Here is a 15,736-nt window from a genome sequence, read left to right as displayed (position 1 = left end):
GTAGTTAGACATTTTAAGTAAGCTTAGTAAATCGCTTTACCTGCAAGCAAAATAACACCACCGTAAGTGAGAACCTACGATGGTGCCATCTTTGTGTCAACTTATTTTTGGTTGTTCTGCGATTGTTTAGCTAAGTTTTCCTGAGCCATTTCAACCGCACGTCTTACCATGTTTCCTGCATCACGGGCTTTAATACCGCCCCAACCCTCACGTTGAACAACGTCGTAAAATCCAAGTTCTTTTGCAATCTCTTCCTTTAGACGACTCGACATGATTTTTTGTCTTGCCATGCAAAAAACCTCCTTTTTGTTGACGCTTTTAGCATGTGCAAAAAAGAAAAAAACACTCACTTTAAATGAGCGCTTTTTTAAAAAATATTAAAATAAGTACTAGAAAAACTATTTGATGGTAGCTACAGCATCATCTAAAAAAGTAATCTCTACTGCTTCAGTAAGTATATCTGTGTAACTGTAAGATACGCGTTTACACGCATTATCTTCCTGCTTTAGTTCAATGACGAACACTGCATGGTAAGTGTCACTTAAGACGCCTTCGCATTCAATTGTTTTCTTGCGACCACCATTTGCTTTTAATTGCAAACGTTTACCCAAATGACTATCCAATGATTTTTTAATGTCTGCTAACGTTTTTGGCATTTTTGCATACACCTCACTATAAAACAGTATACCATGATGTAGTTAAAATGTCAATAAAATATAATATTTTATCACCGCAATACAAAGTCGTCAACTTTTTTCTTGAGATTTTTTAAAACTTTTTAATGGAAATTCACTTTATTGTCGTACACAAAAGTGTGGATATAAGCAGTCCGCTAATTTCCCAAATTCTTGAATTGACAATGTTTCGCCACGGCGTGATGGCTCAATTCCGGCTTCTTCTAATGCTTTAAGGATCAACTCTTTGTTTTGCTTTCCGTTTACAAGTCCGTTTTGTAAATTGTTTAAAATTGTTTTACGTCGTTGCGCAAAAGAAGCACGGGATACTTCAAATAAAAAGTCCTCGTCAATTACTTTCACCGGCGGGTTTTCATGTTTGATCAAACGGATTACTGCTGAATCTACATTTGGCTGTGGCATAAATACCGTTTTCGGTACAACCATCGCGATTTCCGCTGTTACGTAATACTGAATAGCAATTGATAAGGAGCCATATGCCTTCGTACCCGGTTTTGCCGTAATACGATCCGCTACTTCCTTCTGCATCATAACGACAAAACCGCGAATTGGTAAACGATCATTTAAAAGCTTCATTAAGATCGGCGTTGTTACGTAATAAGGTAAGTTAGCTACAACCATAATATCTTCAATACCCGGCATTTCTTCTTCAATTACTTGCGCAACATCCGCTTTTAAAATATCCGAATGGACTATCTTTACATTATCATAAGGGCTTAATGTATCCTCGAGTACAGGTAAAAGTCTTTGATCGATTTCAAACGATACGACTTTATTTGCCTCGCGGGCTAAATGCTCTGTCAATGCACCAATCCCAGGTCCAACTTCAATCGCTCCGCTGTTTTCCGTCAAATTGGCGTGGCTGACGATATTACGTAAAATATTCGGGTCGATTAAAAAGTTTTGCCCTAAGCTCTTTTTAAATGAAAATCCGTATTTTTCTAAAATTTCTTTTGTACGTACCGGTGTAGCAATGTCTTTATGCATGCGTATCCTCCTGATCTAATTGCGAAATTGCCTCTGCAAACTGCTCGATTGTAATTTGAAACATCATCAACCGTTTATGAAGCTGTTTACCATTTGTCATTCCAATATTTAAAATTTCACCTAACTGGTCACGACGTTTTTTGGATTGCGGGTGTCCTATCAGTTTAGCTGTCATTAAATCTTCCAGTGTAATTTTTTCTTCAATTTGTGAATCCGCCAATGTATAAACATTGCTTAATGCTTCACGGATATCCTCATCGTTTGCGTGTTCAATCCCTAAACCTTTACCGTTTTTGGCGATTGTTTTCGCCTTTGCTAAAAACGCATGCTTCACACCTGGTATCCGTTCTTCTATAATCGCACGAATACGGCGGCCTGGGTAATCAGGATCAGTGAATACAATGACGCCTCTTTTTTTCTGGGCATGTGCGATACGGCGCAGTACTTCATCTGAAATGGCAGAGCCGTTTGTTTCAATAGTATCTGCTCCTGTTGCACGCTTAATCGCTGTTGTATCGTCTTTTCCTTCAACAACAATAATCTCTTGTATATCCAAGAAACGTTCCTCATTTCCAACATAGTCTTTCGCTATTTTACCATAGATTGCACTTTGTTTCCGCTGTGCTAACTTCAATGAAAAAAGCTCCCTCGCCATCAGTCAAAAAGCGAGAAAGCCATTATACATTTTGGATTGTTGATCTTATATAAAACAACTAAATAATCAATTACGCTGAAGTTGAAACGAACAAAGGCACTCTTCACCCACCTACAGAGGTGATTGTTTTTTTGTACCTGCCGCTACTCTTTCGGCACAAAAACAATTTGCTGAATAAAGGTAAATTTTATTTCAGTACTTTAATACGCACTTTTTTACGTCCCCAGCTCTTTGCCTTGGACGTTGTTGGTACTAAAACATCGATTTTATTACCTTTTATAGCACCGCCTGTGTCAGCAGCTACAGCATTCCCGTAGCCTTCAACCCATACTTTTGTTCCTAATGGAATAACTTTAGGGTCAACTGCAATGACTTTCATATCCGGATTTGCGCGCAGGTTAAGACCTGCTGCTGAAATACCCGAGCAGCCTGCACAATTTGGTGTATATGCTGTTGCAGTTACATAAAACTCTTTCCCAGAACTCGGTTCACTAGAACGGGAAACATTGGCAGTAACAACTTTTGTCCCTACAGATACAACTTTTGTTTTCGGTTTTTTAATGACTTTTTCAGAAGCAAGTTTTTTCGAGACAACTTTTCCGTTCTCTTTTACGATAGAGTATGTACGCTCTACCTTACCTTTTTTACCTTCTGAAACAACCTTTTCTTTGCCCTTTAATAAAGAAGAATCATTTTTCTTTTCAATTGCGAAATCTACAGATTCTTCCACTACATCGGTAACCTTTTCTACTCGAACAACTGCGATTTTATCATTTGGAGTGATAACTTCCTCCAAACCTCTGTCGACACGATCCGATTCACCTAATTGAACCTCTTGTTGTTTTAAAAAGTTAGCGACCGTAGTCGAAGTGGACCATACTTGTCTCTCTTTTTTGCCATCGACAAGCGTTAACTGAAACGCTTTTTGAATATCGATTTTGTTATCGGCTCCTACTTCTGTATCTAAGCTTTGTGATACAAGATCATGCTCTGTTACTTCAATATTTGCTTCTTCCAAAATGTTCTTCACTACATTTTCAGTTGTCCAAACTTTAGACTGATTTCCATCAACTGAAATTACTACTTCTTTTGCCTGTTCCCATTCTATTGACATTCCACTATCAATACTGGTACTCAGTGAGGGTGATACTTTATCGTATTTTGTATAATCTATATTTTGAGCTGTCAGAAGCTCATCAACCGTAGTTGCGTGTGTATAAATTTTTGTGGTCTCCCCGTCTGCTGTCAACATAACGGGAGTCTTAGTTCCGTGGTATAGAACAAATGCAATTACAGATACAAACAGGATTACAGAAACAATTCGGACCCCTGTTTGCTTACTCCTCAATGAATCTAAGAACTGGCTTTTCATGGATTGATTTGACATGAAAATAACGCCTCCTTAATACAAAGTTGGATTATACGTACTAGTTTTCTTACTGTCAATAAAAAAGAATTTATCAAAAATTGGGCATTTTGCTTGAACTCGTACTGCAACTAGTATTGGAGGCGACTTATCATGGAAAAGTTTTTGCACTTTAAAAAACTATCCTAACGAAAAAATCCCGAATCTATTTCTACGGTTATTTTAATAGTTTCATCATTGAATTTTAAAAAAGCGTTTTGCATTTTCCGTCGTTTTATAGGCAACTTCTTCCACAGGTAATTCCTTTAGGCGAGCAATCTCCTCTGCCACCAAAGTAACGAATGCCGGTTCATTCCGTTTCCCTCGAAATGGATGCGGTGCTAAATACGGCGCATCTGTTTCAATCAGCAAATGCTCAAGCGGAATTTCTGCCGCAACCTCTTTTGGCTGACGTGCATTTTTAAATGTCACCGGTCCTCCAAGACTAATCATGAAGTTCATGTTTATGCATTCATGAGCTGTTTCAACACTACCGCCGAAACAATGCATAATTCCGCCAACAGCAGCTGCGTTTTCTTCTTTTAAAATCCGTACGACATCCCCTGTCGCATCACGATTATGAATTATAATTGGTAATTCGAGTTTTTTTGCTAAATGAATCTGCTTACGGAACCAATACTGCTGAACATCTTTCGGAGACTTATCCCAGTAATAATCCAGTCCTGTCTCACCTATTCCGACAACTTTCGGGTGCTGTGCCAATTGTTCAATCCAGTTTAAATAGTCATCTGTGCAATCAACTGCATCTACCGGGTGCCAACCAATTACTGCATAAATAAAATCGTAATCCTCTATTAGCTGCATCGCACGCTCTATCGTTTTTTTATCAAAGCCGATTACAACCATCTTTTCTACATTGGCAGCAATAGCACGGTCAATTACTTCCTGTAAATCTTCATCATATTGATCTGCGTTTAAATGGACATGTGTATCTATAAATGTGCTCATCTTCATTTCTCCTATCGTGTATTGTACTCATAGATCATATTTCTTAGTTTTCAGTATTATTACATATAGGTTACAAAATATTCATTTATTATTGTGTACTTGTTATAAAATTAGTAACCAGGTACCATAAAACCACTTATAATCCTTTTTCAACCATTTATAAGTTATACTAGAATAGTTTTATTTTACTTTTATTTGCAAAATAATGAAAAAGTCTGCTGAACTTTTCTGGTCCAACAGACTCTTTTCAAATTACTTCACTTGTGCACCGTTTGCTAATTTTGGATCAACAGTGGCCAACGTTAAAACTCCATCATGTGAACCTGCTAAAATCATCCCTTGAGATAATTCGCCGCGTAATGTAACAGGTTTTAAATTGGCAACCACTATTACTTTTTTACCGATAAGTTCTTCCGGTTTATAATGCTCGGCAATACCTGATACTACTTGACGTTGTTCATAACCTAAATCAACCTGCAGCTTTAATAATTTCTTTGCTTTTGCTACTGGTTCACATGCCATTACTGTTGCAACACGTAAATCTACATTCATGAAATCATCAATTGTAATTTCTTCTGTTTCAGGTGCTTCAACAGTTGTAGTTTCCTCTTCCTGCGGTGTTTTTACAGAACTTTGCATTTGTTCACGAATGTAAGCTACTTCCACTTCCGCATCAAGACGCGGGAAGATCGGAGTACCTTTTTCTGCAACTTTTATGTTTTTCGGAATAACATTCCCGAATGTTTCAATTGTGTCCCATTGTAATGATTTCTCATCAAGACCTAATTGTTCAATAATTTGTTTTGGCGCATTAGTCATGAATGGCTGAATCATCACTGCGATATGGCGTAAGCTCTCTGCCAAATTATTCATAACAGCAGCAAGCTTGTTATGATCGGCTTCGTCTTTTGCCAATACCCATGGAGATGTTTCATCAATATACTTATTAGTGCGTGAAACTAAAGACCATAATTCAGAAAGTACGACACTAAACTGCATTTTATCCATACTTTCTTCATATCTAATACGTACACTTTCAGCATGTTCTTTTAATGCTGCATCAAATTGTGTAGCTTCCAAATTTTCAGTAGGAATTAATCCATCAAAATACTTGTTCATCATGGAAACTGTTCTGTTTAAAAGGTTTCCTAAATCGTTCGCTAAATCGAAATTTGTACGCTCAACGAATGATTCAGGTGAAAATACGCCATCTTGACCAAACGGCAGCTCACGTAACAAGAAATAACGTGTCGCATCTAAACCGTATCGCTCAATTAACATTTCCGGATACACAACATTTCCTTTAGATTTCGACATTTTTCCATCTTTCATCATGATGAAACCGTGTGCAAAAATTTTCTTTGGTAATGGTAAATCCAATGCCATTAAGAAAATCGGCCAATAAATTGTATGGAAACGGACAATATCCTTCCCTACTACATGGACATCTGCCGGCCAATATTTATTGAACAGCTCTTCATTGTCAGAACCATATCCTAAAGAAGTAATATAGTTCGATAATGCATCTACCCATACGTAAATTACATGCTTCGGATTTCCAGGTACTTTAATTCCCCAGTCAAATGATGTACGGGATACAGACAAATCTTCCAGCCCCGGTTTAATGAAGTTATTGATCATTTCATTTTTGCGAGATTCCGGCTCGATAAACTCTGGATTATTTTCATAATAAGCAAGCAGGCGATCTGCGTATTTCTTCATATTAAAGAAGTATGACTCTTCTTTAACCTTTTGCACATCACGACCACAATCCGGGCACTTTCCATCGACTAATTGCGTCTCAGTATAATAAGACTCACAAGGTACACAATATAGTCCTTCATATTCTCCTTTGTAAATGTCACCATTATCTAAAAATTTCTGGAAAATTTTCTCTACAGAATCTGTATGACGCGTTTCAGTGGTTTGAATAAAGTCATTATAGGAAATATCCATAGTATTCCATAATTTTTTAGCACCTTCTGCAATTTCATTTACATAATCTTGTGGATGCATATTGGCTTCTTGTGCTTTTTCCTGAATTTTTTGTCCGTGTTCATCCATGCCTGTTAAAAAGCGGACATCAAAGCCTTTTAAACGCTTATACCGCGCTATTGCATCAGATGCAACCGTCGTATATGCAGTACCGATATGGAATTTTCCACTCGGGTAATAAATAGGGGTTGTTATATAGAATGTTTGTTGTTCACTCACGAAAGTGCCTCCATTTGTTTGTTAAAGTATAATCCTTATTCTAACGAAGTACGAAAATTGTTTCAATGAAAGTTTATTGGAATTCAGTTTTGTCGAAAAATCGACAACTAAATGTTGGTAATTGGTTAAATCTTTCCGACTATTCTAAATATTAAATGATAAGTTTTTTTTATAATTTCCTTAAAAAGTACAAATATGACAAAAAAGTTTCTTAAATGAAGAAAATATGAATACTAATTTATTGACGTTTATGGTATTAATTGTTATGATTTTAACTAGATCAAGATGAATGTCGAATTTTGACGAATTTAAATAACTTTTTATTATATAGGAGGAAGTATTAATATGAAATCAACAGGTATCGTACGTAAAGTAGACGAATTAGGACGCGTAGTAATTCCAATCGAATTACGCCGTACATTAGGTATTGCTGAAAAAGATGCTTTAGAAATTTATGTGGATGACGACAAAATCATCTTAAAAAAATACATGCCTAACATGACATGTGCAGTAACTGGTGAAGTTTCTGATGAAAACATGCGTTTAGTAGGCGGTAAATTAATCTTGTCTTCTGAAGGTGCAGAAGCATTAATGAAAGAAATTCAAGAAAACTTAAAAAAATAATATACTTATTTACACAAATAAAGTGGCTAAGGTTTACTATATCCCGTATTAACGGGCAGTAGTTTATCTGCCTCGAATGCATAGCGGCAGAGGCAAGAATCCCGCCTCTGGACTTAAGCATGGCGAAAACCCTACTGTTTGAAGTTCCACTTTATGTAATGTAAAGTATTATTTTACCAAATATAAAAAGCGTTGAAAAGTATGTCGACTTTTCAACGCTTTTTTATTGGTGATATGCCTGGTAAACGTCACGTTTTGGTAAGTTTCGTAATTTGGCTACTTCTTTTATAGCTTCTTTTGAAGATAACTGAGTTTCTTCTATTATATAAGTAACATGCTCATCCAATGACATTGTCGTCCAATAAGCCTCTTCTTCTTCTTCGACTTCACCGGAAGTATTGCCTTCCAGTACGATGCAAAATTCACCGCGAATTTCATTTTCACTTGCCCAAATGATCGCTTCTTCTATTGTGCCTCGCAAAAACTCTTCAAACTTCTTCGTTAATTCGCGCGCCAATGTAATTTTACGGTCACCTAATACGAGCTGTAAGTCTTTTAATGTTTCCTTTAAACGATGTGGTGCTTCATAAAAAATCAGCGTCTCTTCTCTCTTTGACAATTTTTCCAGCTGTTCTCTGCGTTCTTTTTTGTTTCGTTTTAAAAAGCCGAAGAAATAAAATGGCTGCGGAGAAAGACCGGATGCAATTAAAGCAGTTAACGCTGCATTTGCTCCAGGAATTGGTACGACAGCAAATCCTTCAGCAATTGCTTTTACGACAATATCTGCACCAGGATCCGATATACAAGGCAAACCTGCATCACTTACTAATGCGATGGATTTTCCCTCTTGTAAATAGCCAAGCAGTTTCTCGCCGCCTACTTCAATATTATGTTCATGATAACTAATGAGCGGTGTTTGAATATCGAAATAATTACATAGCTTTTTCGTATTGCGTGTATCTTCTGCAGCAATAATATCGACCTCTTTTAAAATACGCAGTGCACGCATTGTCATGTCTTCTAAATTGCCAATTGGCGTCGCTACTAAGTAAAGGCAGCTCCCTTGTTCATGCTGGCTACTTTTTTGTGAGTTCATCTGTAGCACTCCTTATATACTTTATTTTTTGGGGACGCTTTAATTGTTTAAATACATATTCAGCAGACATTGCCTGCTGTTTTGTTTCAAATGTTTCAAAATAAATACACGTTACCGGACCGCGTGCCCGTGTATACTTTGCCCCTTTACCTGCATTATGTGCCGCAATTCGCTTTTCTAAATTATTCGTATAGCCTGCATACAGTGTTGCATCACTACACTCTACCACATAAAAGTAATGTTTAGTTTCCTTCTCCATATAAAAGCGCCCTCACTTCTGGCGTATACTCATTATTATCCTCATATACGTATAATGGTGGCAATACTTTTAAATCCGGTTTGCCGTCTTTAATTGCTTCAATCAGTAATGTATTCGCTTCTTTCCCCCGTTTTGGATAAACAAACTGAATGCGCTTTGGCTCCAGCCGATTTGCGCGCATCGCACTTACAATGTCCAAAAGCCTGCCCGGTCTGTGTACAAAAGCCGCCTTTCCGCCTTGTTTTAATAGACGACTTGTTGCTTCGACTGCTTCATCCAGCGTTAAATACAGCTCATGTCTTGCGATTGCATAATGCTCACTCGTATTTTTTTCGCTCAACTCATGTGCCAAAAAATAAGGAGGATTACATGTCACAACATCATATTTTTCAATACCAAGTTTTCCAGGTGCATCTTTCACATCACCAAGCTGCACGTCGATCTGTTGTGCCAAGTCATTGTATGCGATACTGCGTATTGCCATATCATGCAACCGCGGTTGTAACTCAACACCTGTAATTTTTGCATTTGTCCGCGCACTCAAAAATAAAGGGATTACCCCATTGCCTGAACATAAATCAATAATATGTCCTTTATTTTTCGGAACTTGTACAAATCGCGCCAATAATACTGCATCCAATGAAAACGAAAAGACGGACGGGCTTTGAATGATTCGTAAATCTTCCGCCAGTAAATAATCTAATCGCTCATCATCCTTCAACCATTGCTCCACTATTAAATCCTCCACTTAACTGCTATTATAATCAGTCTTTTCTAAACAAAAGACTGATATCTACTTTAGCAGATTCAGCCTTTTGTTTTTAACCATTTTGTTTATTTAAAAATGATAGACAGAACAAACAATCTTCACCTTTACGTGAGCTTCCAAAATGCACATGGCATACATGGAAGCCTTCATTATAAAGCCTTGCTAAATTATCGTACCCTTCACCAATATCTACTGGTTCTTTTTTCAGCTCTTCTACTCGTTTAATTGCAGTTGCTTCATTCGCTAATAGTTCTTCTAAGCGCGTACGTAGGTGAAGGTTTTCTGTTTGAAGCGTCTGGTGCTCCTCCATCATATGCGCAACAAATTGCTTAAGTGCGCTAAATTGCTGTTGCATTGATTCAAGCTGTTGTTCGAACTCCATAACAGTATCCAAAAAATTACGGTCCTTCACTCAAGCCACCCCATTAATTTCTATCTATATCAGATTTTTCTCATATTGCATAAGCTCTTCAAGCGTATATTCAACCATACGCTCCTGCTTCGTCAAATATACTTGAATGAGTCGCTCTAATACATTTAATCCGACGACTTTGCCTTCGCCTTCTGGTGTCATTGATAAATCACCGATGTCTGGCATACCTTCTTTTGCAATCTCATAATCATCATTTTCGTATTTTAGACAACACATTAAACGCCCGCATAACCCGGATATTTTTGTCGGATTCAGCGATAAATTCTGATCCTTTGCCATTTTAATCGACACAGGCTCAAAATCACCTAAAAATGTCGAACAGCAAAGCATTCTTCCACATGGACCAATTCCTCCAAGCAGTTTCGCTTCATCACGAACACCAATTTGACGTAGCTCTATTCGTGTACGGAAAACGCTAGCTAAATCTTTTACTAATTCCCGGAAATCTACACGCCCTTCTGCTGTAAAATAAAAAATAATTTTATTGCGATCAAATGTATATTCAACGTCAACGAGCTTCATATCCAACGAATGCTCAACAATTTTCGTATTCGCTAATTCAAAGGCACGTTTTGACTCAATAGTATTTTCTTCTACCTGGAAACGATCACGTTCATCGGCTGGTCGAACTACTTGTTTTAATGGTAAAACAACGTCATTCTCCCCGACTTGCCGCATCGGCACAACTACTTTGCCATATTCAATTCCCCGGGCTGTTTCTACGATTACATATTCGCCAACTTCCAAAATATAAGCGGCTGGATCAAAATAATATATTTTACCCGCTTTTTTAAAGCGAACTCCGACTACATTATACAAATGTATACCCCTCCTGAAGATTCAGCATAAGCTGTTCCATCAATAACGTACGATTCATATTACGATTTAAATTCGTGCGGGCCTGCAAAATAGATTGCATTTGGCGTGACAGTTTCTCATATGTCAATACGAGTGCCAGTTCATTAAATCGTTGATACATATCGGGATACGTGCACTTTGCTTGCTGGTTTGCTTTAATCGCTACTATATCACGGTATGCAAACAGCAACAAATCCAGTGCTAGCTCCATATCTTCTTTTTCTTTGAAGAGCGGGAGCCATTCTTCATGAATATATAATAGTGCTTCATGAACATTTTGATGAACAATCTCTACTAATTTTAACACTGTTTTTCGTGCAAGTACAAATTGCTCATCATTTGCAAGTGCAATAGCTGTTTCGAGATCATTTGTCACCATGCTTGTTGTCGATGCCATTGAATTTGTAATTCCCTGTTCTACCAGTTGCTCCATCATAGTAATACGGGGTGCTTTAGCAAATTTAATATGCTGACAACGAGAACGGATCGTCGGAATAATAGATTGAATTTGCTCGGTTAATAAAATCGCCACAACTTGTCCGTCAGGTTCTTCTAAAAACTTTAAGAGCATATTAGCAGAAGCAATATTTAATTTATCTGCATGATGAAGCACATAAATTTTCTTGCCCTCCTCAACACCTGTCATCTTCATTTCCGCAACTAAATCTCTTATTTGATCAATTTTAATAAATTGTCCATCAGGCTCTACTTGCCAAATATTCGGGTGATTTCCCGAATCAACTCGTCTGCAATTTCGACATGTTTCACATGGAACATTTTCTGACAAATTTCCGCAAAGAAGAAGTTTCATAAAAAAAGAGACGACATCTCGTTTACCCGTACCTTTTTCACCTTCGAATATATAGGCATGTGCTAAACGATTTTTATCTACAATTGTTTGTAGTTGCTTCATCACTACAGGTTGCAGCTTCGTAAGCTCTTCAATAGTTCGTGTCAATTCCCTCACCTTTTTCATTTCCTGCTTCTATTTATTTGAATGCCCTATGTACAATTCAAACAATATATATTCTGCTTGGAAAAATGCCCGTGTCTAGTGCACAACAAAGACACGGGCATTTTTCACATATACAGATTTATTAAAAGTCCCTTAATCTCGCCAATTTTCGCCAATAACTCAATAGACTCTTTTTCTTCATTTAAAATATCTTCTGCCAATTCGACAAGACGCTCATCAATTGTTTCGACAATTTTTAAGCGGCGCCCTTCTCCAAAACGGTTCCATGTATGTGATTGCTTCATCTCAAGCCCATAATCTACTGCTTCCTGTAAAAAACGTTTCACAAGCATTTTAAAGCGAGCTAATTCACGTAAATTTCGTGAACGTGCTACTCGGTCACCCGCTGTAGAAATATCACCCATTAATCTCGTGAGCTGCTCTGACTGCATTTTCGACTCTTGTTTTACAATCATGTCACCAAAGCGATTCCCGTTTTGATTTGCAGGACGCAAATCATTGCGATTCGCATTCAAATTTGTTCGGAGATCTTGATTAATCTTCATTTACCATTCGCCTCCAAAAAAATAACGCCCCACTATACTTACTACCGAACTCGGTTTTATACGCGCAATAATGATGGCTGCGTGAATTTAACATTACCGATTGGGGCTTTAATTTCCTTCAGTCTGTTGAAAGAAATTAAAAATGGTGGAATTGTTCGATTGGTAATACAAATACAATCGCTCCTCCAACTTCAACTTCTACAGGGTACGGGATGTAAGAATCTGCGTTCCCCCCCATTGGCGATACAGGAGCAACCATTTGCTCGCGTGATCGACAGTTTTCACGAATAATCTCTAATAACCTTGGGATTAAAGAATCATCCGTACCTATTAAAAATGTCGTGTTTCCCGATCTTAAAAATCCACCTGTACTCGCTAATTTTGTCGCACGATAGTTGTTTTTCGTTAATGCATTCGATAAGCGGTTGCTATCTTGATCTTGCACTACTGCTACTACTAACTTCATCCGTACTCACCCCTTCATTGAATTGGTTCCTCTATTATATCATAAATAAAAGGTACACTTCATTTACTTTTACCCTAATAACGGATTTAAAATCCCCCACACTTCTTCAATCACCTGTTCAAGAGCCTGGTCTGCATTCACCATTTTAAAGCGTTCCGGGTAACGTCTTATTGCTTCCTCGTACCCTTCATATACTTTTTGATGGAATGCCAAACCTTCAGCGTCTAATCGGTTAATTTCATCACTGCGTGTCGCATGAATGCGCGCTAACCCTCTTTCCGGTGCAATATTAAAGAAAATAGTTACATCCGGCAGACGCTTTCCTATCGCAAATTCATTAATAGAAAGTACATCATCGACTCCGATTTCCCGTGCATAGCCCTGATATGCCAATGAGGAATCAATAAACCGATCGCATAATACATGCTTTCCTTCTTCCAATGCAGGCACAATTTTTTCATAGAAATGCTGTGCACGTGCTGCAGCATATAATAATGCCTCTGTCCGTTCATGCATTTCTGTATGTGCGGGGTCTAAAATAATCGTCCGAATTTTCTCGGCGATTTCAATCCCCCCTGGTTCACGTGTTAGTAAAGCCTCAATACGATTTTCTTTTAAACGCTCGCCAATTGCCTTTAGTACACTCGTTTTACCGGCACCTTCCCCGCCTTCAAACGTAATAAATAAATTCCTTTGCATTTTTATATTCTCCCTGCATCTAGATTATGACTTGTATTAATTTTTCCTGTAATCGGTGATCTCCCTGGAACAGTGCACCGATAGCGAGCAGCTCTTCTAACTGACGAATTTGTGCTTCCGTAATCTTCTCACCTTGGACCAGTAACGGAATTCCCGGTGGATACGGAATAATTGTATTAGCTGCAATTCGCCCGATAGTCAGCTTGTATGGAGTCCACTCTTTTTCTGCCTGCTCTATTTCCTCAAAGCTATATTCCGGTTGCGTAATTGCTATCGTCTCAAAGCTTTCTGTATCATTTTTATATTCATTGCTTTCGCAGAGTTTTAAATGGGTATTTGCCTCTTTTATACGGTTACATAAATCCGTAATCGAGTAACAATCTCCTTGCTTCAATAACGGTAAAATTAAAAGCACTTGTTTTGCATCTGCCAACTCAACATACACATGCATTTTTTCCAATGCCTCTTTTAATAGAAATCCTGTGTAACCCGGGGCACGTACTAATAGTTTTAATGAATCATTCACTTCAATAACCTGTAAATCCGTTGACGATGTCAAAGATTCAATAAATTGCTGACGCTTCTCCATAAGATACGTATAGTCAGGTGGCGTATAGTTCGCTACATAACTTCTTGCATCATCAAGGGAAGCTAAAAGTAAATACGATGGACTACTCGATTGTAACATACGTAAATAACGGTTTACTTTCTGTTCGCTTACTAACGATGATTTCATATGTAAAAAGGAAGCCATTGTCATAGCGGGTAATGTTTTATGGGCTGACTGGACGACAATGTCTGCACCTAGCTCAAGGGCCGAAGCGGGAAGATCCTCCGATACGGCTAAATGGGCCCCATGCGCCTCATCAACTAGAACAGGAATATGATATTCATGGCATAACTCAATTTGCTCTGCAAAATCCTCTGCTGTCACCCCATAATAAGTCGGGTACGTAAAAATAGCGGCCTTCAAATGCGGATAGGTTTCTATCGCTTGCTCCAATGTCTCCAGATCGATACAACCCGCTGTCTGACTTTTTATATCCCACTTTGGTGAAACATATACAGGCTTCACCCCAACCAGTTCCAACGCATGAAAAATAGATTTGTGTGCATTTCTTTGAACAAGTACAGTATCTCCCTTTTCACATGTTGCATAGATCATTGCTAAGTTCCCAACTGTTGAGCCATTTACTAAAAAGAAACTCCGATTTGCCCCGTATGTAGAAGCAAGAAGTTGTTCTGCCTGCTGAATCGCTTCTTCTGGATGATGGAAATCATCTAACCCTGTCAGTTCAGTTACATCATATTTTAATGCCTGTTTTATTTCATCAGGCAAATTCGACAGCAACCCATTTTTATGTCCAGGCACATGAAAAGATTGCGGCTCATCCGCAACAAACTTTTTTAATGCTTGAACAATTGGTCGATCACTATTCACCATATTCACCTCATTTTCCATTGTTCCTCTATTATAAGACGTCTCGACCTCTCAAACCACTATTGGCGTTAGAAATGAAAAACTAGCTAACATTGATCATTAGCTAGTCATAAAACGTATATTGGTTACTTAATAAATTTTTAAACAAACTACTATTTTTTCTATAACAATATCTACATTCGTCACTGCATTTAGACTTTGGCATTCCATATGTCTATGTTCAATTATCAAAAGTTTCTTTGCTCTCAGTCTTTGTGCTTGCTTGAATTTGCATACTCATGGTTACAGCGCATACAGATTTTAAGCAAACAAAAAACCCACTGATACTCAGTGGGTTTGCGTTGTGCGAAGCGACGTCCTACTCTCACAGGGGGAAGCCCCCAACTACCATCGGCGCTAAAGAGCTTAACTTCCGTGTTCGGTATGGGAACGGGTGTGACCTCTTTGCCATCATCACTTCACTATARTGGCTTTWAATAAGCCTATGTAAAAGAATTTTCATTCTTTCAAAACTGGATAAACGTTTCATTGAATTGAGCAATAAAATGTGGTTAAGTCCTCGACCGATTAGTATTCGTCAGCTGCATGCGTCACCGCACTTCCACCTCGAACCTATCTACCTGATCGTCTTTCAGGGGTCTTACT

18 protein-coding genes and 2 rRNA genes are annotated in these 15,736 nt (G+C 38.1%); 1 reads left to right on the top strand and 19 read right to left on the bottom strand.

The features are described from left to right. Positions 1–101: 101 nt before the first annotated feature. From CBM15_RS18075 to metG, 7 genes are all read right to left on the bottom strand, one after another. The gene (locus CBM15_RS18075; RefSeq protein WP_008408295.1) at positions 102–290 is read right to left on the bottom strand and encodes a small, acid-soluble spore protein, alpha/beta type; all 189 of its coding nucleotides are present in this window, start codon (positions 288–290) and stop codon (positions 102–104) included. A gap of 108 nt (positions 291–398) precedes the next feature. Next, positions 399–656, bottom strand: coding sequence for a biofilm formation stimulator Veg (gene veg, locus CBM15_RS18070; protein ID WP_008408296.1), 258 nt, complete (start codon positions 654–656; stop codon positions 399–401). Between the two features lie 138 nt (positions 657–794). Continuing rightward, entirely contained in the window at positions 795–1,682 is an 888-nt protein-coding gene (gene rsmA / locus CBM15_RS18065; RefSeq protein WP_087618546.1) for a 16S rRNA (adenine(1518)-N(6)/adenine(1519)-N(6))-dimethyltransferase RsmA, read from the bottom strand. Continuing rightward, positions 1,675–2,238, bottom strand: a complete 564-nt coding sequence (gene rnmV / locus CBM15_RS18060; protein ID WP_039967429.1) for a ribonuclease M5 — start codon at positions 2,236–2,238, stop codon at positions 1,675–1,677. Before rnmV ends, rsmA begins: the two co-directional genes overlap by 8 nt. A 286-nt stretch (positions 2,239–2,524) precedes the next feature. Then, a complete protein-coding gene (locus tag CBM15_RS18055; RefSeq protein WP_087618545.1) occupies positions 2,525–3,724 on the bottom strand; it encodes a G5 and 3D domain-containing protein in 1,200 nt (399 codons plus the stop codon). A 213-nt stretch (positions 3,725–3,937) separates the two neighbouring features. Beyond that, positions 3,938–4,711 carry a TatD family hydrolase gene (locus tag CBM15_RS18050; RefSeq protein ID WP_087618544.1) on the bottom strand — a complete coding sequence of 258 codons (774 nt, stop codon included), beginning with the start codon at positions 4,709–4,711 and terminating at the stop codon, positions 3,938–3,940. Positions 4,712–4,963: 252 nt separating this feature from the next. Next, positions 4,964–6,925 carry a methionine--tRNA ligase gene (gene metG / locus CBM15_RS18045; protein ID WP_087618543.1) on the bottom strand — a complete coding sequence of 654 codons (1,962 nt, stop codon included), beginning with the start codon at positions 6,923–6,925 and terminating at the stop codon, positions 4,964–4,966. Between the two features lie 345 nt (positions 6,926–7,270). Between metG and CBM15_RS18040 the strand changes: the two genes are divergently transcribed. Next, complete coding sequence (locus tag CBM15_RS18040) at positions 7,271–7,549, top strand: AbrB/MazE/SpoVT family DNA-binding domain-containing protein (protein WP_008408305.1); 279 nt, start codon at positions 7,271–7,273, stop codon at positions 7,547–7,549. Between the two features lie 223 nt (positions 7,550–7,772). On the opposite strand, the gene rsmI is transcribed toward CBM15_RS18040, so the two are convergent. The 12 genes from rsmI to CBM15_RS17980 form a co-directional block, all read right to left on the bottom strand. Next, positions 7,773–8,645 carry a 16S rRNA (cytidine(1402)-2'-O)-methyltransferase gene (gene rsmI / locus CBM15_RS18035; RefSeq protein ID WP_008408306.1) on the bottom strand — a complete coding sequence of 291 codons (873 nt, stop codon included), beginning with the start codon at positions 8,643–8,645 and terminating at the stop codon, positions 7,773–7,775. Continuing rightward, entirely contained in the window at positions 8,626–8,904 is a 279-nt protein-coding gene (locus CBM15_RS18030; protein WP_087618542.1) for a GIY-YIG nuclease family protein, read from the bottom strand. Before CBM15_RS18030 ends, rsmI begins: the two co-directional genes overlap by 20 nt. Then, positions 8,888–9,637, bottom strand: a complete 750-nt coding sequence (locus tag CBM15_RS18025) for a tRNA1(Val) (adenine(37)-N6)-methyltransferase (protein WP_087618541.1) — start codon at positions 9,635–9,637, stop codon at positions 8,888–8,890. The genes CBM15_RS18030 and CBM15_RS18025 overlap by 17 nt, the downstream gene beginning before the upstream one ends. An 88-nt stretch (positions 9,638–9,725) precedes the next feature. After that, positions 9,726–10,085 (bottom strand): DNA replication initiation control protein YabA, encoded by a 360-nt coding sequence (gene yabA / locus CBM15_RS18020; protein ID WP_008408310.1) that lies wholly within the window; start codon positions 10,083–10,085, stop codon positions 9,726–9,728. A gap of 24 nt (positions 10,086–10,109) precedes the next feature. Further along, on the bottom strand, positions 10,110–10,925 hold the full coding sequence (locus CBM15_RS18015; protein ID WP_008408311.1) for a PSP1 domain-containing protein: 816 nt from the start codon (positions 10,923–10,925) through the stop codon (positions 10,110–10,112). Then, a complete protein-coding gene (gene holB / locus CBM15_RS18010; protein ID WP_420820156.1) occupies positions 10,918–11,940 on the bottom strand; it encodes a DNA polymerase III subunit delta' in 1,023 nt (340 codons plus the stop codon). The genes CBM15_RS18015 and holB overlap by 8 nt, the downstream gene beginning before the upstream one ends. A gap of 104 nt (positions 11,941–12,044) precedes the next feature. Continuing rightward, on the bottom strand, positions 12,045–12,485 hold the full coding sequence (locus CBM15_RS18005; RefSeq protein WP_008408313.1) for a YaaR family protein: 441 nt from the start codon (positions 12,483–12,485) through the stop codon (positions 12,045–12,047). 136 nt (positions 12,486–12,621) lie between these two features. Next, positions 12,622–12,951, bottom strand: coding sequence for a cyclic-di-AMP receptor (locus CBM15_RS18000; protein ID WP_008408314.1), 330 nt, complete (start codon positions 12,949–12,951; stop codon positions 12,622–12,624). Between the two features lie 69 nt (positions 12,952–13,020). Next, positions 13,021–13,650: a dTMP kinase gene (gene tmk, locus CBM15_RS17995; protein WP_087618539.1), complete on the bottom strand. Its 630-nt coding sequence runs from the start codon at positions 13,648–13,650 to the stop codon at positions 13,021–13,023. Between the two features lie 19 nt (positions 13,651–13,669). Then, complete coding sequence (locus CBM15_RS17990; protein WP_087618573.1) at positions 13,670–15,094, bottom strand: aminotransferase class I/II-fold pyridoxal phosphate-dependent enzyme; 1,425 nt, start codon at positions 15,092–15,094, stop codon at positions 13,670–13,672. Positions 15,095–15,436: 342 nt separating this feature from the next. After that, a 5S ribosomal RNA gene (rrf, locus tag CBM15_RS17985) occupies positions 15,437–15,552 on the bottom strand. A gap of 86 nt (positions 15,553–15,638) precedes the next feature. Continuing rightward, positions 15,639–15,736 (bottom strand): 23S ribosomal RNA (locus tag CBM15_RS17980); the annotation flags it as partial.

This window comes from Solibacillus kalamii (assembly GCF_002174535.1).
GTDB lineage: Bacteria > Bacillota > Bacilli > Bacillales_A > Planococcaceae > Solibacillus > Solibacillus silvestris.
The sequence above is the reverse complement of the archived record's forward strand: the minus strand, read 5'-3'. Positions and strand labels throughout refer to the sequence as shown.

What these genes read in the sequence shown, in the direction of transcription:
- CBM15_RS18075 (WP_008408295.1), bottom strand. Translation starts at nt 290, where the DNA reads ATGGCAAGACAAAAAATCATGTCGAGTCGTCTAAAGGAAGAGATTGCA.
- veg (WP_008408296.1), bottom strand. Translation starts at nt 656, where the DNA reads ATGCCAAAAACGTTAGCAGACATTAAAAAATCATTGGATAGTCATTTG.
- rsmA (WP_087618546.1), bottom strand. Translation starts at nt 1,682, where the DNA reads ATGCATAAAGACATTGCTACACCGGTACGTACAAAAGAAATTTTAGAA.
- CBM15_RS18055 (WP_087618545.1), bottom strand. Translation starts at nt 3,724, where the DNA reads ATGTCAAATCAATCCATGAAAAGCCAGTTCTTAGATTCATTGAGGAGT.
- CBM15_RS18050 (WP_087618544.1), bottom strand. Translation starts at nt 4,711, where the DNA reads ATGAGCACATTTATAGATACACATGTCCATTTAAACGCAGATCAATAT.
- CBM15_RS18040 (WP_008408305.1), top strand. Translation starts at nt 7,271, where the DNA reads ATGAAATCAACAGGTATCGTACGTAAAGTAGACGAATTAGGACGCGTA.
- rsmI (WP_008408306.1), bottom strand. Translation starts at nt 8,645, where the DNA reads ATGAACTCACAAAAAAGTAGCCAGCATGAACAAGGGAGCTGCCTTTAC.
- CBM15_RS18030 (WP_087618542.1), bottom strand. Translation starts at nt 8,904, where the DNA reads ATGGAGAAGGAAACTAAACATTACTTTTATGTGGTAGAGTGTAGTGAT.
- holB (WP_420820156.1), bottom strand. Translation starts at nt 11,940, where the DNA reads ATGAAAAAGGTGAGGGAATTGACACGAACTATTGAAGAGCTTACGAAG.
- CBM15_RS18005 (WP_008408313.1), bottom strand. Translation starts at nt 12,485, where the DNA reads ATGAAGATTAATCAAGATCTCCGAACAAATTTGAATGCGAATCGCAAT.
- CBM15_RS18000 (WP_008408314.1), bottom strand. Translation starts at nt 12,951, where the DNA reads ATGAAGTTAGTAGTAGCAGTAGTGCAAGATCAAGATAGCAACCGCTTA.
- tmk (WP_087618539.1), bottom strand. Translation starts at nt 13,650, where the DNA reads ATGCAAAGGAATTTATTTATTACGTTTGAAGGCGGGGAAGGTGCCGGT.
- CBM15_RS17990 (WP_087618573.1), bottom strand. Translation starts at nt 15,094, where the DNA reads ATGGTGAATAGTGATCGACCAATTGTTCAAGCATTAAAAAAGTTTGTT.